Raw genomic sequence first — 19,934 nt, 5'->3', positions numbered from 1 at the left:
TTGACCCAGGTGTTCTACTACTCCCGCCTATTTTTTGGGCAGGAGATAATAAGGTGATCACCATGGAAATGTTAGGTAAAGTTCGACGGATGTACCTGCGCGACAAGCTGTCGCTGCACGAGATCGCGAAGCGCACGGGCCTGTCCCGCAACACGCTGCGCAAATGGCTACGCAAGCCGGAAGACGCGCCACCGCCGCGCTATCGGCGAGAATCGGCACCCACCAAGCTGAGCGAGTTCCACGCCACACTGGAGCAGGCGCTCAAAGCTGACACCCACCGCAACAAGCAGAACCGGCGTACCGGGAAAGCGCTGTTCGCCCAACTCAGGGCCGAAGGCTACGTCGGCAGTTACAGCCGGGTTACCGACTTCATCCGGGAATGGCGTGGCCGCGAAGGCAAGGCGGCAGAGGCTTTCGTCCCGCTCAGCTTCGAGCTGGGCGAAGCGTTTCAGTTCGACTGGAGCGAGGAAGGCATGGTGGTCGGCGGCATCTACCGGCGTCTGCAGGTGTCGCACATGAAGCTGTGCGCCAGCCGCGCCTTCTGGCTGGTGGCCTACCCCAGTCAGGGACACGAGATGCTCTTCGACGCCCACACCCGCTCGTTCACAGCGCTGGGCGGCGTGGCCCGGCGCGGCATCTACGACAACATGAAGACGGCGGTCGACAAGGTCCAGAAAGGCAAGGGCCGCGTGGTCAACACGCGCTTCACCGTCATGTGCGCGCACTACCTGTTTGAGCCCGATTTCTGCAACGTGGCCTCAGGCTGGGAAAAGGGCGTAGTGGAGAAGAACGTGCAGGATAGCCGGCGCCGGATCTGGATCGAAGCCCAAGACCGCCAGTTCGCTTCCCTCGCTGAATTGAACGCTTGGCTCGGAGAGCGCTGCCGGACGCTGTGGGGAGAATTGCAGCACCCGGAGTACGAGGCGCTGAGCGTGGCCGACATGCTGGAACAGGAGCAGGCCCACCTGATGCCCATGCCCACGCCGTTCGACGGCTACGTGGAAAAGGCGGCGCGGGTGTCGTCCACCTGCCTGGTCACCGTGCACCGCAACCGTTATTCAGTGCCGTGCGAGCTGGCCGGGCAGATGGTGAGCACAAGGCTGTACCCGACCCGCGTGTGCGTGGTGGCCGGCGATGCGCTGGTCGCCACCCATGAACGCATCGTCGATCGCAAGCAGGTGTGCTACGACTGGCAGCACTACATCCCGCTAGTGCAGCGCAAGCCCGGTGCGTTGCGCAACGGCGCCCCCTTTGCCGACATGCCCGCGCCGCTGCAGCGGCTGCGGCAAGGCTTGCTGCGCCACGCCGGCGGCGACCGGCTCATGGCGCAGGTGCTGGCGGCCGTGCCCGGCGCCGGCCTGCCGGCAGTGCTGGTGGCGGTGGAGCTGGTGATCGAGTCCGGCGTGCTCAGTGTCGAGCACGTCGAGAATGTGCTGGCCCGCCTGAGTGCCGCCCCGCCGCCGGCACATGCCGAGACCAGCCTGGTATTGAAGGAGGCGCCGGTAGCCAACACCAGCCGCTATGACAGCCTGCGCGAGACGGCTGGCAGCAGCGCGGAGGTGAACCATGCGTGACCTGATCAAGGAATTGAAGGGCCTGCGCCTGCACGGCATGGCCGACGCTTGGACCGATCTGGTGGCGCAAGGAGAGCACGCCGTGTCGTCGTCCAAATGGCTGATTGAGCACCTGCTGCGCGCCGAGCACACGGACCGCGCCATGCGTTCGGTGAACCATCAGATGAACGCCGCCAAATTCCCCGTGCACCGCGACTTGGCCGGCTTCGACTTCGCGGCATCCAGGGTCGATGAGGCCCTGGTGCGGCAACTGGCCACGCTGGCCTTCACCGATACGGCGCAGAACGCAGTGTTCATCGGTGGCCCCGGCACCGGCAAGACGCATTTGGCGACGGCCATCGCGGTGGCGGGCATTGCCTCAATGGGCAAGCGGGTGCGCTTCTACTCGACGGTCGATCTGGTCAATGCGTTGGAGCGCGAGAAGCGGGAAGGCAAGGCCGGTCGGCTGACACAGTCGTTGATGCGGATCGACCTGGTCATCCTCGACGAACTGGGGTATCTGCCGTTCAGCCAGGCCGGCGGCGCGCTGCTGTTCCACCTGCTCTCGAAGCTGTACGAACATACCAGCGTGGCCATCACGACGAATCTGAGCTTTGCTGAATGGTCCGCCGTGTTCGGCGACGCTAAGATGACCACGGCGCTGCTAGACCGGCTGACGCACCACTGCCACATCGTGGAGACTGGCAACGACTCCTACCGCTTCCAGCACAGCAGTATGGCGGCCAAGGGGCGGATCAAGGCGCGGGAGCAAAAACAGAAGGCCGGGAAGGCGGACTTTCCGGTGTAGCTTTGAAGACAGGATGTATAACGATATAAATCGTTTACTCCGTTAATTAACTATTGAACTGACTAAGGGGGGATTCACGGCGGGCTGCGCCCACCGCGAATCCCCCCTGTCTTTGGTACACTTATCCACAGACGCCGGCTCCCAAAGCAGCGTCCCGCCCTGGGTCAAAATTCAATCGGCAGGGTGGGTCAAAATTCAGTCGGCGCCAACATTCGCCTCTCATCGTCGGGGTTCTGGCTAGCGAAGACGCCAGCGCTAGGGTGCGACCAGGTTCGCATTGACAGCATAGAGCGAGCGTAATGACTGCGCAACAGTTGGTCAATCGTGCGGTGCTACCATCTTCATCCCTGCAAGGACTGCGACTGATCAGTGAGTGAGGGAGCTTTCGCCAGTTGTCACCTGTGGGTGGTGAGATCAGCGGAAAGAGAGCGTATGCAGATACACCGATGGTCGGCTGCATAATCGTGGATGTGGAGGTTCGGTGCGCGACGAGCCTGGGGCATTGCGTGGTACTGCGCAGGCAACTGCAAGACCTGGTGGCTGTCAGAGACGTCGCTCAGTCAGCTTCTTGGGTTTCCCGCCCAACGGCGGCGAGGGCGCCCAGCACCATCAGGCGGGATGGGTGGTCGGTGGCGGTGGAGCGCATGAGCGCGAGCAAGAGTGTGGCAATGCGGGATTTTTCATCTTCGGACATGACATGGTTGAAGATGACCGAAATCTCCCTGCCCGTGCGACGCATCGTGATCAGCGTTGAAATATAAGACATCGTGTTCCTCCTGAAACTCTGTTCTCGCGCAAAGACGGGCCTTGTCGACGGTTGGCACTGGAAGACCGCCTGTGCTGACTTCTTCGGGCAATGGAGGTCGGGTCGAGGCACCAACGGCATCGCTGACCCGCACCGGCGCTGCACCTTGCTGCCAATGTCAGCGACGGTGCCTCCCGAAGAAGTCCAGCACCATACTACTCGCGTCGGGTCCCGGATGTGCGTTGAAGCGTAACGCTGGATCGCCACCGCTCCACGCATGGCCCAGTCCCGCGATGCGGGCGACGCGCAGCAGTACCTTGCGTCCGGCCAGATAGTCGCGGATTTCATGGGCGTTGCGTCGTCCCGTCCTGTCCGCGGGCTTTGTCATCACGCGGACCTCAACATCGGGTGCCAAGCCATGGACAAGCAGCCACTGGCGTACCAACTGCTGCTGGTTCACGGGGTGCACCGCGCGATCATCGTCACTCTGGATCAGGAGCGTCGGCATGTACGGCGTACGGGCTGTGGTCGCGCGCAAGGTCTAGTGGGCGCAGCGCTGCAGCAAGTCGTGGATCGCACCATCCGCCTGGGCGGCGGCACCATGGCGCATGACGCGTAGCGCTGACACGGCGCTGCGTCCTGCCCCATATACCGGCGCCGAGTGAAGGGCGACAGCGGCAATCAGTTCCGGGTGGTTTAAGGCGAACACTGCCGCCATGCCGGCGCCGGCGGAGATGCCACACGCATAGATGCGTTGGGAGTCGATCGCGTACTGGCTGCAGACTGTCCCGATCAGCGCCGCCAGGACTGCTGTTTCGCCGTTGTCGTGCTGGACGGATTGTTCATACCAGCGCCAGCAACGCTGCGCCTGTACCCTGATCATCTGCTGCGGATACAGCACGGCATAACCCTTGTCTTCCGCGAGTCGGTTCATGCGGGTGCACGGGGCAAATTGGGTGGCGCTCTGGTGGCAACCGTGCAGCATGACAATCAGCGGCCAGCCATCGCACACGACTGTTTCCGGTACGCGTTCCGGCAGGTATAGCCAGTAGCCCATGCGCTGGCTGCTGGTGGCTTCGAGGAGACCCGAAAGCGGAAACTGCCCAGCCAGCCATCTGCCAGGCGCCGGCTGAATATCTGGCCGCGTATGCTGGCGGATGGCGAATGGCGAAATTGGTGCGGCCAAGCGCTGTGGGGCCGGCTTGCGCCGAGCCTTCGCAGGTAGGGACGCGGTTGCGGCCAGAAGTTTGGTGAGTAGGGAGCGTTGCGACTTGCCGATGCGGGTCAGGCTGCGCAGCAATCGTATGCCTGGTGCAAGCTTGGCATGACACTCTCCGTATTGGATGGTGCAATGTAATCTATCGGTGTTAGTGAACCCGTCCCGTGCGATGGTACACAAGCGGGGAGGCGATGGGCATCAGTGGGGCAATTATTGTGCACTGAATGTGGTCGGCCGTCGAAACTGCGGCGGCTTCGCACTCTGAAAGCGGTCGGACCCAATCTTAGCCGGGAAAATGGCCCGCAAATGCTGGCCAAACCCGAAGATGGGCAACATGTCAAGAATCCCAGCGGGATTTTCAAATGCTGGGTATGTGGAGGTAAAGCTCCTTCTGAACCAGACAATAGTCGGTAATCTTTGTATGGAGCTTACACCGGATATGTGAGACGAACCGTGCTGAATTTCACACTCTGGCGCATTACTTTCAGTGATATGTCGTTCTCAACGTGCAGCAGGCCGTTGCCATGCGATGCCATTTGCCCTCGGTGCCCAATGCGCCCGCCCCAAACGCGCTAAGATGAATAAGTGGTCAGTCATCTTCGAGCATGAGGTTGAGATGCAAGAGCAATATTCACTTGCGACGGCGGACGAGACCAGGACGACCGATGGCTATGTATATAACGTGTCGGTCAAGGAAGTCCCTGACGGATTTCAAGCGCAATTGGTGTGGATCAGCATGCCCGCCGAGCGAATGGAGCACTTGGACGAAGCCATGACGACCACGACCTTTCACAGCGCGAGAGCAGCGATCGTTGAGGCGCACTCGCTGGCGCTGGAACGCATCCTTGCATGGCGCGAACCATCAAGTGCGCATCAGGACATGCCTACAGGAACCTAGCGCGGCGTCAGGATGGGCTCCTGCGCAATAGTGCGATGGCTAATCACCCACCAGGACCAACTTGAGTGGCCCACCAGGCCTACGAATGGCTGCAATGCTATTGCGGTATCCGCATCGCGGACAAAGAAAGTATGCGCCAAGGTGGTCAATGGCGGGTTGGTATTCCGAATGATGCAGTTTGCCCGCGCATCGCTTGCAGATCCACATGTGCACCTCCCTTCGGAATGCTGAGCATAGCGCGACCGTCGGCTGGCGCGGTCGTCGAATGCTTGGCCATGGCGCTCGTGCGGCCGCATTCGGTGCCCCCTGCATCACAGGCCAGAAAATAGCATTGGCACGACGCCAGCGAGCACGGGTTGGCGTCGATGTGGCGATTCGATGCTTGCCGTACTTCCTTTGGACGAATTTTCTGGTCGCAGATGCTTAAGGCAAGACGGTATGCGGCGCGCAGAACCCCAGGCCATACCAGCATGTGCGGCCACGGTCGGGACGGCGGGGTAGCGAGGTTGTGGCGCCGCTTGATGCAGGACTTCCAAAGCGCGGTAGATGTCGCCGTCATCACTTCGATCCGGTTGACGAAAGAATCGGCGCTTACTTGGCAGAGGCGGCAGCAACGTGCGCGGTAAGCGGGCTTGCCGATGCCAGGCCGCGCAACGATCCTTGGTCGATACTTTCGGGGCGGAGGGCAGTTGGCGCCCATTCACCGAGCCATGCTCCTTCAGGAACTTGTACTGAGTGTGCCTGGGATCATTAGAATCAGGCCGCAACTTTGCTCATAGCTACCTCTGGACCCGATGCCCTTCGTTCAACCCTTGCTGGCCGCTCCATGGTTGCGGGCGGATTCAAGCTATCGATCATCGTGCTCGGAATCAGGACTGTGGCGCCGCGCTCTTTTGTTGTCTCATAGATGATATTCATCGCCCTCAGCTGCAATGCTGCAGGATGCCCTGCATACATGTCTGCCGCCTCGACAAACTTGCCGGCAATCGCTACTTCGGCAGAGCCGAGAATGACACGAGCCTGCTTTTCGCGCTCTGCCTGCGCCTGACGAGACATTGCGTCTTGCAAAGCGACGGGAATTGCTACGTCGCGGATCTCGACGGAGCTGACCGATATACCCCATGCTGCCGTCTTCCGCGCAATGACATCCTTTAGCAGCGCATCAGCCTCTTTGCGTTCAGACAACAGTGACGCCAGCATCGATGCACCGATCATTTCGCGCAACGACGTTTGTGCGACGCGATCGATTGCTTCCCGATAATGCGTGATCGCCAACGCCGCCTTTTCCGCGTCGTGTACATGCCAGAAAATGATCGCGTCGACATTGACGGGAACGGTGTCTCGGGTGAGCGCTTCGGCGGCGTTAAAGGCAGTGGTCTGAATACGCACGTCGATGATCGCGACCACGCTATCGATGATCGGAATGATGGCAAACAGGCCCGCGCCTTTGACGCTCTGCAGCTTACCCAGCCTCAAGATGACATACTTTTCCCACACATTCGCCATTTTCAGTGAGAGTGCGATGAGAACGCCGAGAACGAAGAAGAGCAAGGCAACGTATGGCGCCCCCAAGTAAATGGCGCCGGTGCTCGCCAGCAGGAAGACGCCGACTAAGAATGATGTGACCGGGTTCATGATGGCCTCCGTGGGAATGCCCGCCTAATGAGTTCGGCTCGTGCTGAGACATGCGAGGTCATGGCAAAGTCCAGGGCAACGGGGTCGCTGGCCGGGAAAGTACAACACAATGCCTCGTCCAGCGCTGCATCAAGACGAACCTGTTCGGACACGTCCCTATCATTGCTGTGCAAAGCGGCGTCGCCACAAGCTGGCGCTGACAAATATTCGTCCATACGAAACTCCCTTCAAAGAATATGCAGAGCCAATCGGGCTGTGTATTCAACAGGGCGAATACTTCGGTCAGATGCAATGAATTCACTATGCGCCGAATGTTCGAAGTCGTCGGTACGCAAGCGTACCCATGTCATCGAAATTCACGCATCACACTGGAATTCTGTGCCTGATGTCGTAGGGCGCAAACCTCTTGAACCTGAACATCTCGATTTTTCCGGGAGGTGGTGACACGCAAGTAGGGGAGTTCGCCTGGAAGCGGCTCGACGAGTGTTTCATCAACGGGATGGCTCATTACGCTCCGCTTTCCTGGCGTGCAGCATTGCGGTCAGGTTGGCGCGATGCAGCGAAGGAGACTGATTCTTCAAGAGATGTGGACAACGCGCCGCCGATCGAAAGGCCCATAATAGGGGTTCGATTTCAAGATCACTGCGAGGCCGACGCGCCATGATGCAGCAGAGTCACCGCCGAACTTTTTCTATGGCGGAGGCTTGTCGGTCCATGCGCGATTCACGAAAAGCGGGAGGTCATGCAGGTATGACGAACATCAAGGCGTGTCTCGGCTACATCAAGGAAACGGGCTCTTCAAAAGGCAGGGGCGTGTTCGCTAGTCGGCGGATATCGACTGGTGAACTCGTGGAAGCTTGCCCTGTTGTGCTGCTTTCCCCGTACTGGGCTCAGTTTCCCGAGGAGCTAAAGCGTTTGTTGTTCAATTGGGGACATTTGACAAAGGGGGAACCCGCGGGTTGCTTAGCCCTTGGTTGGGGCAGTATGTACAACCACGCCAATCCCGCAAATCTGAGGTACGTTGCGCTTGCTGAACAGCAGCAGCTCCATTTCATTGCCGCCCGAGACATCGAAATCCATGAAGAACTGACCATTAATTACAATCATACTGGCGGCAATGTCAGCTCGACGGATGACGTATGGTTTCGCAAGCATGGTGTGGCATTGATTTCTTAGTCAGCCATGCGGTCGTCGCATCAACGCAGGTGCCCAAATTCTTGGCGCGAACTGTAACTTAGCTGTCGGACAGGCGTCTCGCTGGTGTCCCCGGCTTCTGATGTATATGGTAATTCGGGCGGTATGCTGGCACATTCATGCTGGCGATGCTGGTCCCGGGGACCAGACAGGACACGAGCGATCGTGTCGTTGCGTAGCCTCTGGTTACGCAGGTACGCTGAGGCAAAAGACAAGCCATGCGTGCAGGCCAGGTCAATGGCATGATCAATGGCCGTTGCCTTCGCGCACTGCTGTCGGCGTTCTGGAGAGAATGACATGGCGCTGCCCCAGATGGTTTCAACACCATCACGATAGCACGAATCGCTTCCTTGCACGATCGCTCCCCCGAATTGGACCGGGGCATCGAACCGGATTTTGCCTGGTAGCGCCCTGGAGATTCCCAGGCACGCCTGGCGCACGCGGCTTCTTCGCTCGCCAGAGTCCGCTTGGCGAACGTCGGACATTCCGAAGGCATCCCATGGCAATCGCCCACATCGACAATCGTGACAGAGAATGGATGTCCGCGATGAGACGGCAACTTCCCGACGCCGCCTCCAGTTGGCGCCGCGGATTGGCCACGTTGAATTGGGGGGGGGCACGGTCGGGGTACTGGCGAGCCTTAGTTCGCGCGGCGATGGTGGATGCACCGTGCCTGTTCCTGCTATGCCGGTCGCGGGAGGGGCGTGAAAGCTCGTGCGGTGGCGAATCCCTGTCACGATGCAGGACCTGGAGGCCGCCATGCCAAGATATACTCCAGTGCCAGGGCGTGCGCTTCAAGGATCGCTGCTCGTGCGTTGCGCAGCGTGGGCGTACAGATGGTTTCGTCGGGTGGGCGTTGTCGATTTTTGGGGACACCGATCCAGACCAGCTGTGCCCGAACCCCACCCAGCACTGCTTTCGTGGATACGCGATAGGAATAGCCATCGATGATGCTGGTCTGGTCTACCAGTGCAAGTGGGCTATGGTGAATCATCGGAGCCTCTTCAACGAGAATGACCGGACATACTTTCATCTTAGCGGGTTTGCGATGGATTATAGGAATCCTTGTTCAAGCCCGGCATTGACCACTAGAATGAATGCCAACTGAACTCGACAGCACGTGGAATCGACGCCAGCCCTGGCATCAGGATGGGCGTGCGGCAGATGTTGCTCACGCAAATGGGCTCGACGAGCGCGCGCGAGCAGGCAACACTGGCAGTTGCTTGTCTTGCTGTGGAGATGAGCTGCCGATTGATTGTTCCAGCGGATTGCGTGCAGGTGCCCAATTCGAAGCAGCACCTACCGAAGAGCATGGTTACATCGTGTGGGCAACGGCGAAGTCGATGAAACCACGTTCAACCGACGTTGACACCAGTTGCACACGAATTGTTTGGCCCATCTTCAGTTCGGGTAATGCGCCCGTCAGCCGGCCTTCGGCTGGTGGGGCCAGGATCCGCACCCAGGCACCTTGGCTATTGAGTCCTGTGACAATCCCACTGTAGTGCTGTCCAACGCTGGAGTGGAGCAAGAGGGCCGCCTCGGATTTACGTACCTGCCGCTCCACTTTTCTGGCGGCGTCTTCCTGGGCCGTACAATGCGCGGCCAATTCGGCTAGTTCAGCATCCGAGTACGGAGCGGGGATTCCCGCCAATGCCGCTTTCACCAGGCGCAGTGTGATCAAATCGGGAAAGCGCCTGTTTGGCGCCGTCGAATGCATATAGTCCTGCACGGCCAGTCCAAAGTGACCTATGGGTGCGCCATGCTGTTTCTCGACGACATATTCACCCGAGCCCATCAGCTTGACGATGATCAGTGACAAGTCCGGAAAGTGCAGGGGATCACGTTGATGCTGGCGCGCTAGAAACGTTTGCAGTGCCTTGCCGTCGGGGAGCGCCGGCAGTGTTGCCCCGTAGCCTTGCGCCACCTCGATGATGCGTGCCCAGCGTTCGGGCGAGCGTACCACGCGCCGCAGTGAGGCGCCACCCTGGGCTGCGAGATAATGCGCAGTGCATTCGTTGGTGGCGATCATGAACTCTTCGATCAACTGTCGTGCACGGTTGTGAGGTTGCAGGCGGATATCGGCGATCCGGTCGCCATGAAACAGTGCATGCGGTTGAAATCCCTCGAACTCGAGTGCACCCTGGGTGTGCCGCAGCAGGCGCAGCTTTTGTGCCAGAGCATCCTGCTGCCGCAGCAGGCTGGCGACAGCTGGAACACGTTGTGCTGCCACGGGTAGGGCCTCGGTCCCTTCCAGCCACGCCGATACAGCGTCGTAAGCAAGCTGTGCCTTGTTGCGCACTGTCGCTCGGAAGATTGTTGATCCGAGCAGGACGCCATCGGCACTGAAGTCCATTTGATTGACGATCGCGAGCCGGTTCACGTCCGGATTGAGTGAGGTCAGGTTGGTGCAGAGCAGCTCCGGCAGCATGGGGAAAATCCTGGCCGACGTATAGACGGAAGTGGTGTTGTGACGGGCATGCTGGTCAATCGGCGTCCCTTTGGCAACAAGGGCGTCGACATCGGCGATGGCGACGGACACGCGCATGACACCATGTGGCAGTGATGCGCTGACCGTCAGCTGATCGAGGTCATGTGAATCGTCATTGTCGATGGAGAACCAAGGCAGGTCTGAGAGGTCGACGATACCGGTGGTGACTTCGAGCGGCGCCAATGGAATGTGGGCTAGCTGCTGGAGAACAGGGGGAGGGAACTCGGGTTCCAGTCCCCGGCTGAACATCGCCAGCGCCGCGATCGTTGCCAGATTGGCCCGTTGATTCTTTAATGCACTGCGCATGGTCGCTCCCGGACGGTCGATCGAACCGGCAGCCTTGGGGAATTAGGCGTGTGCGGCAGTACACCGTATGACCATGGTCTCGATGGACCTGGATGTGCCCCAAGGACGCTCTGATTACATGGCTCCAGCATAGTCCGATTTTTGCAGCAGCGGAGCGACCGGTGTGCCGGCCTCGGTCGGTGGCACTGGACGCTGCACCCTGCGAGGCATGCTGTTGAGTTACTGAGTCGCCCCGTCACGACGATCGAATCTCACTAACGTTTGCGCTGAGTCAAGCGTTAGTCTGAGCCGTTCTTTCGCGGAACTCGAGCGGGTGTCGTGTCGCCAGTACTTTATCGATCCGCAGACCGTCCAGGTCGACTACTTCGAAATCCCACCCCTGCCAGTGACAGATGTCGCCCGTTCGAGGAAGCGTTCCGAGCAACAGCATGACCATGCCGCTGAGGGTGTTATACCGGCTCTTTTCCTCTTCGGGAACGCTCAGAAGTGACAGATGGTCCTTGAGCTCGGGAACCGGAATTAATCCATCAAGAAGCCAACTGCCGTCCTTTCGCATCACCGCCCAGCCGTCTTCGGCGCGCGAGGGCTTGAATTCACCAGTGATGGCCTCCAGCACGTCCTGCAGTGTGACGATACCTTGTACTTCGCCGTACTCGTCGACAATGAAGACCAGATGAGTCCCTGTCTGCTTGAAGTGTTCCAGCAACTCCATGCCGGTCAAGGTCTCCGGCACAAAGACGGGCTGCTGAAGCTGGGTGCCCAAGTCCAGTGGGGTACCATGCAATGCTTGCGACAGCATTTGGCGCGCGCTGGCGATACCCTTTACCTGATGCCAGCCACCACTAAGCACAGGGAAGCGGGAGTGCTCGCAATTGTCGAAGCGCGCCATATTGGTGGCCAGCTCGTCGTCCAGGTCAAAGTAGATGACATCGTTGCGCGGCACCATGAAGGACGCCAGTTGCCGTTCATCTAACCGGAACACGTTGCGTACCATCTGGTGTTCGTGGACCTCGATGACGCCGGTTTCGGAACCCTCTTCCAGCATCATGTGCAGGTCCTCTTCGGTGATCGGCTGTGCTCCGGTCTGTCGCACACCAAGGGCGCGCAGCACCAATTGTGTGGACGCTGACAGCAGTTTGACGAATGGCTTGGCAAGCCCTGCCAGAATCACCATGGGACGCGAAACGATGCGCGCCAACGATTCTGGATGCAGTTGGCCTAAGCGCTTGGGAACCAGTTCGCCTAGCACGATCGAAAAGTAAGTAATCGTGAGGACGACCAGGGCCGTTGATACATTGTGGGACCAGCCAAGGGGAATGCCAAGGGATATCAGCCATTGGCCAAACGGCCGTGCAAGGGTCGCTTCGCCGACAATGCCGTTCAGGACACCGATCGACGTAATACCGATCTGTACGGTGGACATGAATTTGTTGGGATCGGCGCCGAGTTGCAGGGCTATCTCCGCTGCGCTGTCACCGTTGTCCGCAAGCTTGCCGAGCCGGGCCTTGCGGGCCGTCATTAAGGCGACCTCGGACATCGCGAACAAACCGTTGAGCAGGATGAGGCCGAAAAGGACAGCAATTTCCATTGTTAACCCTTTCATGCCCATGCGTGCACTGAGCCAGCCTGCTGGTGCACGAAACGCGGCCCGGACCAACGTCAGATCTACCGGTTCCGTTCTGACGAGATATTTTAGCGCGTTTGGCACGCAAGCTTCCCATCATCCGCGCCGGGCTTCGGAGTGTTCGACATCACGACATGGATGTGGCATTGCTGGGCACACCCAGAGTTTGGCAAGTCCCAGCACGACGCGATGTCCTTGACGATCTTTCAAATGGTGCCCTGACGAGACGTGGTGGCATCCGGAGCAGGGAACGGGCCGCGTGAGCAGACCAGGGATCGCGGCGTCTAGACGGTTACGGTTTTCCGGGCGCCGGCGGCGGCTGGGGTGCGAGCCGGCGACGGTGTTCGGCATCAAACAGCACGCGCATGATCAGATGGGACGAGACCGGATAGAGTTTCAGAAGCGCCTCCGCATATTGGATGCCCCGGGTGATGGATAAGTGGATGGCTCCATCCACAACTTGGGACATGGCCTTGTTGCGGCGAGTTGTCGTGCCGGTTGTGCGCGAATTCGCCATCTGCTTCAAAGCCCTGAGTTGCTCGCTGGGCTGGGCCGGGTGTGAGGCATCTGAGTCCCGCCGGGCGCCTGCTTTCGAGAGGATGCGCAACGCAACGTCAGGTGGTACATGGTGCCGACGCAAATGTGCCCAGGCGTTGACGCTGCCCCACAGCATGTCGACATCTAATCCCGTGGCCACGACTTCGGCGATGGGACTGCTTAAACGAATGTACTGTTTCATGTTCAGGCAATAACGCGGCTCGCGTAGTGGCTCTTTACTTATTCGGGGATGGAAGGGATGGCAAGGCGAGGCAGCGTAATCGTAAACACGCAGCCAACTTCAGGCAGATCGCGTACGCTCAGATGCCCTCCGTTCGCGACAACAAACTGCCGGGCGATGGTCAGGCCCAGTCCCAATCCCGAGCGGTCGGCACCGCCTTGCTCAAAGGGCTGGAACATGCGTGCAGCCAGGTCGGCGCCTAGCCCGCCGCACTGGTCGGCGACTTCGATCAGGACACTGTCATCGACAGCATGGCACGCCAATGTCACCTCGGTGTGTAGATGCGTGAACTTGAAGGCATTCTGCAGGAGGTTCACCACTGCAGCGAGCAGCATCGGCCGATTGGCCCGTATCGCCAATTGCGGGTCGACAGGCAAGATCTTCAGCTGGCATTGTTTTGCCACCGCCGCCAATGCCGTTGCCGCTTCGATCTCCACAACAAAGTCGGCCAGGGAGAAGATATCCCGCACCCCTTCAATGTGTTCATGACGCACGAGTGAAACGGCGTTCTGAATCAGGCTGGTTAAGCCGTCCAGGCTGCGTCCCAGGACAGCGCCAGTGGCACCGCCCAGGTTGAGGTTCCCCGTCCGGCAGGCGGTATAGGCGAGTTTGGCGGTGCCCAGCAAGTTGCGTAGCTCGTGGACAAAGAAACCCATCCGCTTGTTTTCTTCGGCATTGTGGCGATCTGATTCAATGAAATCATGTTGGGAGCTAAAGGCACTCACCGCGTAGGCAATCGCATTGTCGAGGCAACGATTCAATGTCCTGAATTCATCGACGGAAAACGGCGCGTCGCGCTCGACAGCAAGGTCGGTGATGGCCTGGCACAAGTCGCCATAGTTGTGGACGACTTCATCGATCGTGAAACCCAGTGCAAGCATGTCCTGCCCGTGCAATGCCGCCGATGCACCCAGTTCTCCCCGGGCCACGCCGCACTCGGGGATGGCCGACATAGCCTGGCCTTCGAGTGCGCAGTGCGCCTGTTCCGTCCGCAGTGTACACGTCAGTTGATCGAGAAACATCGGCACGCCGTTTTGCAACTGCTCGGCCGTTGCGGAGTGCTCTCGCATGGCAACCTTTGCTCGGCAGCGGGCGATGAGCTCAGTACGATTGTTCGTCAGGAATTCATGCAACATAGCGGCCTTCCTCACCGTGCCATTGGAGCACTGGAGACAATGCTTACCCGGAGTCGCCGCAAGTTGGCCAGGTACGACCATGGCCAAGCGTTCAAAGGTGATCCCTACTTCTACCAGTATAGAGAAGAAATCCGGATATGGCATTGACGTCTTCGCCGATGATCCCAGCCTTCGGATATATGTTGGTAATCGAACAGAGAAGTGGATGGATGCGATACACAATAGCCTGCTTGCAGGAGAGGGGGGGATGTGAAAAACGATGCGCTAAGGATTGCCCTGCCGGCCCTGCTGGCGGGCGCGACTCTGGCCGCTTGTGCCGGACTCCCCACGGTCTCACTAGACGACGCCAAGGCGGTGGCGGCCCAGGCGGCTCTGGTCAGGGACGCACATGGCAGATTGCCCGGTCCTGGCACGGAGCGGTTGCTGAAAAAGCGCTGGTCTTCAACACTGGACAGCAAGGCACTGGCCATCCTGGAAGAGGCGGCCACAGGTGTTCCTTTGATCGCTGGCAATAAAGTTGAGCTTCTGTTCGATGGGCCACTGACCATGGCCGAAATGGCAAAGTCCATTGCGGTTGCCAGGAACAGCATCAATTTCGAAACCTATGTCTTTGATCAGGATGAGCAAGGTGAACGATTTGCCGATCTGTTGATACTGAAGCAGCGCGAAGGAGTCGTCGTCAACGTGATCTACGACAGCGTGGGAACGATCAATGTGCCGCAGGCGTTCTTTGAGCGCATGCGCTCTTCCGGCATTCATTTACTGGCCTTCAATCCCGTCAATCCCGCGAAGCTGCGCGGCAGTGGCTGGAAGCTGAATAACCGCGGTCATCGCAAGCTATTGATCATCGATGGCAAGGTGGCTTTTACCGGCGGGGTCAACATCAGTGACACCTATGCCAACAGCTCGCCATTTCGTGCGCGCTTCGATCAGCGTGCCAACGACAGGGACGATTCAGGCTGGCGCGATACCCATTTAAAGATCGAGGGACCCGCCGTACCTGCCTTGCAGTGGGCATTTGTTCAAGCATGGTTGGAACAGGATGCTGACGAGCTGAGGGGGGCGGATTATTTCCCGAAGCAGGTCGTGATGGGGGATAAGGTCGTCAGGGTGCTCGCCAGCGCGCCGCATGGACATTTTGAGATCTACAAAGCGCTACTGCTCGCGTTGCAGGAGGCGAAGCAGTCAATCCACATCACGAGCGCCTATTTTGTGCCGGATAAGCAGACGCTGTCGGCATTGACGAACGCAGCACGGCGGGGTGTGGATGTGCAACTCGTGCTTCCCAGCATTTCAGACGCCGGCCTCGTGCGCCACGCCGGCAGGTCCAGCTACACACAACTCTTGGAAGCAGGGGTGCGAATCCACGAGCTGAAACGCTCGGTGCTGCATGCGAAGACTGCAGTGGGTGGATGGCGTCTGGTCAACGGTGGGGTCGACCAATACTGACCAGCGTAGTTTCGTGCACAACTACGAATTGAACGTGATCGTGATCGGCGATACCCTTGGTGCTGAGATGGCCAGCGCCTTCCAGGAAGACCTGCGCAATTCCAAGGAAGTGACGCTTAGCCAATGGCAGCAGCGTCCCCTTGTGGAGCGGGCGCAGGAGTGGTTGGCAGAGCTGCTGAAGTATTGGCTCTAGGTGACCCGTGGGGCAAGCCGCGCTTCGTCCAGCTCGTGCACCGTGGGCTGCTTCGCTGACACGCGCAGGGCATGTGCGCCTACAACGATCGATCGGCGCGCCACTATCATAAAGATACCAGAAGCAATGCAATGCAGCGCCACAAGGGAGCCAGCCATGGAACTCTATCGCAGCCATGAAATCAACTGTGCCGCCAAGCGATCTTCATTGGGAAAGCCCACTGCAAGGTGGCGGTGCTATTTGAGCATCAGGCGTGTCGATGAAGAGCGGGTCAAGCACTATGAGGTCACGGTGACGACGTGGACAATTGACTCGGCACGCATGCTTGGATTGCTGTATGCGCGTGAGCATATTGACGCTGCATTTGGCATCGGATGATCTTCGTCGGTATGGGCGGTCCGCCGATGGGGCGCCAGGCCCGGTCACCCATCACTGCAAGGGTTTGGGCTACCAGGCACATGCATGCTGGCCTTTGCCAACCGGCTCCGTGGTGCTGACTGCATGCAGGCAGGCGGGCCGCGATCTGGCTTGGTCAGTCGACTTGCTTGGCTGGGCAAAATGGACCACAGCGAAGGCGTTCGCTTCGTTGAACCGGAGAGGACAATGAACATCCTACTTAACACCGTACTCGCAACTTGCGGGTTGATGATCTGCGCGCAAGCAGTGGCGCAAATCACGCTATATCAAGGCGAAGGCTGGCGTGGTCGCGCCGTCTCCATTTCCAACATTGCCGACGACTTGCGTCGCGTCGGTTTCAATGATCGCGCTTCATCCGCCGTGATTGAGCGCGGGCGTTGGGAAGTCTGTGAAGATGCCGACTTCCATGGGCTATGTAGAGTTTTGCAGCAAGGGAGCTATGATTCACTTGCTGGCATGGGATTGAATGATCGTATTTCTTCAGTTCGGCCGGTGCGGGGCTACGCGCATGATGACCGCATGGCGCCCACACCATTGCAGCAGCCTTACTATGCGTACCGCCAGCGCCCGCACGAGCGGAGGTATGACGCCCGAGTCACCTCAGTACGTGCGGTGGTAGGGCCACCTGAGCAACGTTGCTGGATAGAGCGGCGCCAGGTTGCAAGGTCAAACGATATGAATAATGCCGGCGGTGCCATCGTGGGAGCCTTGCTTGGTGGCGTCTTGGGGCATCAGGTTGGCGGAGGAACGGGCCGCGACATCGCGACGGTCGGCGGTGCATTGGCCGGCGCAGCGATCGGATCGAACATGGGAGGCGATGGCCGCGGTAACTATGGCCAAGATGTGCGCCGTTGCGAAGAAGTCGCCAGCACGACGCCGGCATATTGGGATGTCACGTACCAGCATCGCGGCATCAATCATCGCGTGCAGTTGGCGACGGAACCGGGCGAGTTCATTCAGGTCAACGAGGACGGCCTGCCGCGCATGTAGCGACGGGACGATGGGGCTAGTGGTATGAGATGGCAGCCGCGGATGATTCGTCAGGCACGACCATCGGCCCTGGCCGCTGTGCTGGCAGAATCCTATGAACTGGGCCAGGCGACCAGTCTGTTGGTTGGTCAATCGCTGGCGGTGCTCTAGTCGCCCAGGATGCATACTGCCGTGTTGGTCTCGCAAAGACCGCGATTCCATGGGCGGCACGGTGGCGCGGGCCTTGGTGGTACGGCGAATGCCGCGCGAGTCCAGGCAGCGCAGCAGGGGTGCGCTTGGCACTGCTTGACGACATTCACGCCGATGTCAGTGTGCCCGGAGGAAATTGCACTATCCATGCGGTACTTAACCGGAGGGGATTTTACCGACAGGAAAGCAAATTGGCCGTGCCATCGTTAAGTAGGTCAGCACCTTCGCCACCACCACAAACTGGCGTCGCGCAAGCCTGCTCTATCGCGTCCAGTGGGTATTGGTATATGATTGAACATTGCAACCGTTCTCGAATGACTTCCAGCCAATTGCACAGGACTGATTTGGCGCTGTCCTGCCTGAATGCATGCAATGTCCGATTGGATCAAATTCGCTGTGTATTCAGATTGATATGGAAAACCCTGGGGCTCGGCGCCAACAGATCAAGGATTTACTTTCTTCACTGCCGGCGGGCGAGCCGGGCAGTGCGCTTGTCACATTGTTGCGCCCCCTGCGCCTACAGGTCGCGTCGCTGGTTAGCGAAGATGGCTTCAATTTCCTCTTTGAGCGAACCGTCTTCCTGACTGGCCAATCATTTCAATGGATCAACGCGGAACCTGCCGCCAGCGCGGAGAGAGAACTGGACACCTTACGGGCGAAGCTGGCAACCCGTACCCACGAGGACGCACTGGCGGCGAGCACGTTCCTGCTGTCGAGTTTTGTTGACCTCGTGGCTTCTTTAATTGGCGACTCCCTGACCGATGGCATTTTGCGTGCGGCGTGGGGGGGCGATGCCCTAGGCACCTTGGGCGAGGATAAGCAAACATGAGCAATAAGGTAATCATCAAACGCCTGGCAACGGGTATCCCCGGCCTGGACGAATTGCTCGGAGGTGGTATCCCGGAATTCTCGTTCAACCTCATCGCAGGCGCACCTGGATGCGGGAAAACGACGCTGGCGCACCAACTCATGTTTTCCTTGGCGGGACCGGATTGCCGCGCCATATTCTTCACCGTGTTGGGGGAACCTACGATGAAGATGCTGCGTTACCAGCAGCAATTTTCCTTCTTTGACCTGAAGAAGGCCGGGCAAGCCGTCAAGTTTGTGAACCTCGCAGATGAAATCCTGACTGGCGACTATGACCTGGTGCTGGCGCGTATTGCGGAGGAAACCAAGGCCTTTATGCCCAGCCTGATCTTCGTGGACTCCTTCCGCTCCATCGTCCAGGCCAGTGATTACAACGACAAAGGGCCGGCCGATTTGCAGCATTTTGTCCAGCGCCTGTCGATGCAGATGACCAGTTGGCATGCGACGACCTTCCTGATTGGCGAGTACGTCGAAAACGAGTCACAGACTGGCCCGGTATACACCATTGCTGACGGCATATTCTGGCTGTCGCAAAGTGCACAGCGCAACTCGGTCGTGCGCAAGATACAGATCGTCAAGATGCGGGGCCAGGCCAATAGTCCAGGTTCGCACACGTTCCGAATCAGTAAGGACGGCCTGCACATCTTCCCGCGCGCCGTGGTCTCGCGCAGCTTGGCGCCAAGAAGCGATCGCCATGCGCCTGCTGCACAGCGGCGCCTGTCGACCGGTGTCGCCGACTTGGACCAGATGCTGGGCGGTGGCATTCCGGTCGGCTATTCGGCGTTGCTGGTGGGCCCGTCGGGCTCTGGCAAGACCGTGCTGGCGACCGAGTTCCTGGCGGAGGGCGTGCGCAACGGCGAGACCGGCGTCATTGCTGCCTTCGAGAAAAGCCCCAGCCAGTTGCTGAGCCAGAAACTCGATGATCTGGTCCAGGCAGGTAGAATCGGCGTCATCGATACGCATTCGCTCGACCTCTCGATCGATGAAACATTGTACGAGATGGTGACCATGATCCGCGCGCTCGACGCCAAGCGCGTGGTAATCGATTCGCTGTCGGGGTTCGAACTCGCGTTGGCGCCGGCATTCCAGGATGATTTCCGCGAATCGCTGTACCGCCTGGTGGCTGTCTTGACCAGCATGGGCGTGACGGTATTGATGACCACGGAATTGGAGGACCGCTATACGGACCTGCGCTTCAGCCCCTACGGCAACGCGTTCCTGGCGGACGCGATCATCATGCAGCGCTATATTGAAATGGCGGGCGAATTCAGGCGCGTGATCTCGGTCGTGAAGGTGCGCGGAAGCGGTCATAGCAAGGCCATACGCCTGTTTGATATTGCGGACGACAAGATTGTGATCGGTCCGGGGCTCAGTGAATACGAGGGCATCTTGTCGGGTTGCCCGATCAAGGCGCAGCGGACTGATACCTCCGAACCATAGGAGGA

The 19,934-nt window shown here is 59.2% G+C and carries 18 protein-coding genes; 10 read left to right on the top strand and 8 right to left on the bottom strand.

Annotated features, from left to right (window positions below; translation table 11 throughout):
* The first annotated feature begins 62 nt into the window (after nt 1–62).
* Nucleotides 63–1,574, top strand: a complete 1,512-nt coding sequence (istA, locus tag ACWBU6_RS17555; protein WP_452644063.1) for an IS21 family transposase — start codon at nt 63–65, stop codon at nt 1,572–1,574.
* The gene (gene istB, locus ACWBU6_RS17550) at nt 1,567–2,361 is read left to right on the top strand and encodes an IS21-like element helper ATPase IstB (RefSeq protein ID WP_452644064.1); all 795 of its coding nucleotides are present in this window, start codon (nt 1,567–1,569) and stop codon (nt 2,359–2,361) included. Before istA ends, istB begins: the two co-directional genes overlap by 8 nt.
* A gap of 556 nt (nt 2,362–2,917) precedes the next feature.
* On the opposite strand, the gene ACWBU6_RS17545 is transcribed toward istB, so the two are convergent.
* The 3 genes from ACWBU6_RS17545 to ACWBU6_RS17535 all read right to left on the bottom strand — a co-directional run bounded on the left by ACWBU6_RS17545 (nt 2,918) and on the right by ACWBU6_RS17535 (nt 4,163).
* Nucleotides 2,918–3,127: a hypothetical protein gene (locus ACWBU6_RS17545; protein ID WP_452644701.1), complete on the bottom strand. Its 210-nt coding sequence runs from the start codon at nt 3,125–3,127 to the stop codon at nt 2,918–2,920.
* A gap of 157 nt (nt 3,128–3,284) precedes the next feature.
* Complete coding sequence (locus ACWBU6_RS17540) at nt 3,285–3,614, bottom strand: hypothetical protein (protein WP_452644700.1); 330 nt, start codon at nt 3,612–3,614, stop codon at nt 3,285–3,287.
* 33 nt (nt 3,615–3,647) lie between these two features.
* Nucleotides 3,648–4,163 carry an extracellular catalytic domain type 1 short-chain-length polyhydroxyalkanoate depolymerase gene (locus tag ACWBU6_RS17535; protein ID WP_452644699.1) on the bottom strand — a complete coding sequence of 172 codons (516 nt, stop codon included), beginning with the start codon at nt 4,161–4,163 and terminating at the stop codon, nt 3,648–3,650.
* A 778-nt stretch (nt 4,164–4,941) separates the two neighbouring features.
* On the opposite strand from ACWBU6_RS17535, the gene ACWBU6_RS17530 reads away from it, so the two are divergent.
* Nucleotides 4,942–5,223, top strand: a complete 282-nt coding sequence (locus ACWBU6_RS17530; RefSeq protein ID WP_452644698.1) for a hypothetical protein — start codon at nt 4,942–4,944, stop codon at nt 5,221–5,223.
* Between the two features lie 756 nt (nt 5,224–5,979).
* Here the strand turns inward: ACWBU6_RS17530 and ACWBU6_RS17525 are convergent.
* Nucleotides 5,980–6,858 carry a slipin family protein gene (locus ACWBU6_RS17525; protein WP_452644697.1) on the bottom strand — a complete coding sequence of 293 codons (879 nt, stop codon included), beginning with the start codon at nt 6,856–6,858 and terminating at the stop codon, nt 5,980–5,982.
* Nucleotides 6,859–7,608: 750 nt separating this feature from the next.
* Here ACWBU6_RS17525 and ACWBU6_RS17520 point away from each other — a divergent pair.
* Nucleotides 7,609–8,034 carry an SET domain-containing protein-lysine N-methyltransferase gene (locus ACWBU6_RS17520; RefSeq protein ID WP_452644696.1) on the top strand — a complete coding sequence of 142 codons (426 nt, stop codon included), beginning with the start codon at nt 7,609–7,611 and terminating at the stop codon, nt 8,032–8,034.
* 1,333 nt (nt 8,035–9,367) lie between these two features.
* Here the strand turns inward: ACWBU6_RS17520 and ACWBU6_RS17515 are convergent.
* From ACWBU6_RS17515 to ACWBU6_RS17500, 4 genes are all read right to left on the bottom strand, one after another.
* Nucleotides 9,368–10,846 carry an RNB domain-containing ribonuclease gene (locus tag ACWBU6_RS17515; RefSeq protein ID WP_452644695.1) on the bottom strand — a complete coding sequence of 493 codons (1,479 nt, stop codon included), beginning with the start codon at nt 10,844–10,846 and terminating at the stop codon, nt 9,368–9,370.
* A gap of 271 nt (nt 10,847–11,117) precedes the next feature.
* Nucleotides 11,118–12,434, bottom strand: coding sequence for a hemolysin family protein (locus ACWBU6_RS17510; RefSeq protein WP_452644694.1), 1,317 nt, complete (start codon nt 12,432–12,434; stop codon nt 11,118–11,120).
* A gap of 328 nt (nt 12,435–12,762) precedes the next feature.
* Nucleotides 12,763–13,209, bottom strand: a complete 447-nt coding sequence (locus tag ACWBU6_RS17505) for a hypothetical protein (protein WP_452644693.1) — start codon at nt 13,207–13,209, stop codon at nt 12,763–12,765.
* A gap of 38 nt (nt 13,210–13,247) precedes the next feature.
* Entirely contained in the window at nt 13,248–14,384 is a 1,137-nt protein-coding gene (locus ACWBU6_RS17500) for a sensor histidine kinase (protein WP_452644692.1), read from the bottom strand.
* A 249-nt stretch (nt 14,385–14,633) separates the two neighbouring features.
* On the opposite strand from ACWBU6_RS17500, the gene ACWBU6_RS17495 reads away from it, so the two are divergent.
* The 6 genes from ACWBU6_RS17495 (at nt 14,634) to ACWBU6_RS17470 (ending at nt 19,929) form a co-directional block, all read left to right on the top strand.
* Nucleotides 14,634–15,833 (top strand): phospholipase D-like domain-containing protein, encoded by a 1,200-nt coding sequence (locus ACWBU6_RS17495; protein WP_452644691.1) that lies wholly within the window; start codon nt 14,634–14,636, stop codon nt 15,831–15,833.
* 13 nt (nt 15,834–15,846) lie between these two features.
* Complete coding sequence (locus ACWBU6_RS17490) at nt 15,847–16,026, top strand: hypothetical protein (RefSeq protein WP_452644690.1); 180 nt, start codon at nt 15,847–15,849, stop codon at nt 16,024–16,026.
* A gap of 156 nt (nt 16,027–16,182) precedes the next feature.
* Nucleotides 16,183–16,404, top strand: coding sequence for a hypothetical protein (locus ACWBU6_RS17485; RefSeq protein WP_452644689.1), 222 nt, complete (start codon nt 16,183–16,185; stop codon nt 16,402–16,404).
* A 225-nt stretch (nt 16,405–16,629) separates the two neighbouring features.
* Nucleotides 16,630–17,433 carry a beta/gamma crystallin-related protein gene (locus ACWBU6_RS17480; RefSeq protein WP_452644688.1) on the top strand — a complete coding sequence of 268 codons (804 nt, stop codon included), beginning with the start codon at nt 16,630–16,632 and terminating at the stop codon, nt 17,431–17,433.
* 556 nt (nt 17,434–17,989) lie between these two features.
* The gene (locus tag ACWBU6_RS17475) at nt 17,990–18,451 is read left to right on the top strand and encodes a hypothetical protein (RefSeq protein WP_452644687.1); all 462 of its coding nucleotides are present in this window, start codon (nt 17,990–17,992) and stop codon (nt 18,449–18,451) included.
* Nucleotides 18,448–19,929 (top strand): ATPase domain-containing protein, encoded by a 1,482-nt coding sequence (locus ACWBU6_RS17470; protein ID WP_057262650.1) that lies wholly within the window; start codon nt 18,448–18,450, stop codon nt 19,927–19,929. The genes ACWBU6_RS17475 and ACWBU6_RS17470 overlap by 4 nt, the downstream gene beginning before the upstream one ends.
* Nucleotides 19,930–19,934 lie beyond the last annotated feature (5 nt).

It is taken from the genome of Pseudoduganella sp. HUAS MS19 (genome assembly GCF_053615455.1).
Note: the sequence above shows the minus strand (reverse complement) of the source record. Positions and strands in the feature narration are given on the sequence as shown.

Excerpts from the sequence above, each read along its gene's own strand:
- istA (WP_452644063.1), top strand. The coding sequence starts at position 63 with ATGGAAATGTTAGGTAAAGTTCGACGGATGTACCTGCGCGACAAGCTG.
- istB (WP_452644064.1), top strand. The coding sequence starts at position 1,567 with ATGCGTGACCTGATCAAGGAATTGAAGGGCCTGCGCCTGCACGGCATG.
- ACWBU6_RS17545 (WP_452644701.1), bottom strand. The coding sequence starts at position 3,127 with ATGTCTTATATTTCAACGCTGATCACGATGCGTCGCACGGGCAGGGAG.
- ACWBU6_RS17540 (WP_452644700.1), bottom strand. The coding sequence starts at position 3,614 with ATGCCGACGCTCCTGATCCAGAGTGACGATGATCGCGCGGTGCACCCC.
- ACWBU6_RS17535 (WP_452644699.1), bottom strand. The coding sequence starts at position 4,163 with ATGGGCTACTGGCTATACCTGCCGGAACGCGTACCGGAAACAGTCGTG.
- ACWBU6_RS17530 (WP_452644698.1), top strand. The coding sequence starts at position 4,942 with ATGCAAGAGCAATATTCACTTGCGACGGCGGACGAGACCAGGACGACC.
- ACWBU6_RS17525 (WP_452644697.1), bottom strand. The coding sequence starts at position 6,858 with ATGAACCCGGTCACATCATTCTTAGTCGGCGTCTTCCTGCTGGCGAGC.
- ACWBU6_RS17520 (WP_452644696.1), top strand. The coding sequence starts at position 7,609 with ATGACGAACATCAAGGCGTGTCTCGGCTACATCAAGGAAACGGGCTCT.
- ACWBU6_RS17515 (WP_452644695.1), bottom strand. The coding sequence starts at position 10,846 with ATGCGCAGTGCATTAAAGAATCAACGGGCCAATCTGGCAACGATCGCG.
- ACWBU6_RS17510 (WP_452644694.1), bottom strand. The coding sequence starts at position 12,434 with ATGGAAATTGCTGTCCTTTTCGGCCTCATCCTGCTCAACGGTTTGTTC.
- ACWBU6_RS17505 (WP_452644693.1), bottom strand. The coding sequence starts at position 13,209 with ATGAAACAGTACATTCGTTTAAGCAGTCCCATCGCCGAAGTCGTGGCC.
- ACWBU6_RS17500 (WP_452644692.1), bottom strand. The coding sequence starts at position 14,384 with ATGTTGCATGAATTCCTGACGAACAATCGTACTGAGCTCATCGCCCGC.
- ACWBU6_RS17485 (WP_452644689.1), top strand. The coding sequence starts at position 16,183 with ATGGAACTCTATCGCAGCCATGAAATCAACTGTGCCGCCAAGCGATCT.
- ACWBU6_RS17480 (WP_452644688.1), top strand. The coding sequence starts at position 16,630 with ATGAACATCCTACTTAACACCGTACTCGCAACTTGCGGGTTGATGATC.
- ACWBU6_RS17475 (WP_452644687.1), top strand. The coding sequence starts at position 17,990 with ATGCAATGTCCGATTGGATCAAATTCGCTGTGTATTCAGATTGATATG.
- ACWBU6_RS17470 (WP_057262650.1), top strand. The coding sequence starts at position 18,448 with ATGAGCAATAAGGTAATCATCAAACGCCTGGCAACGGGTATCCCCGGC.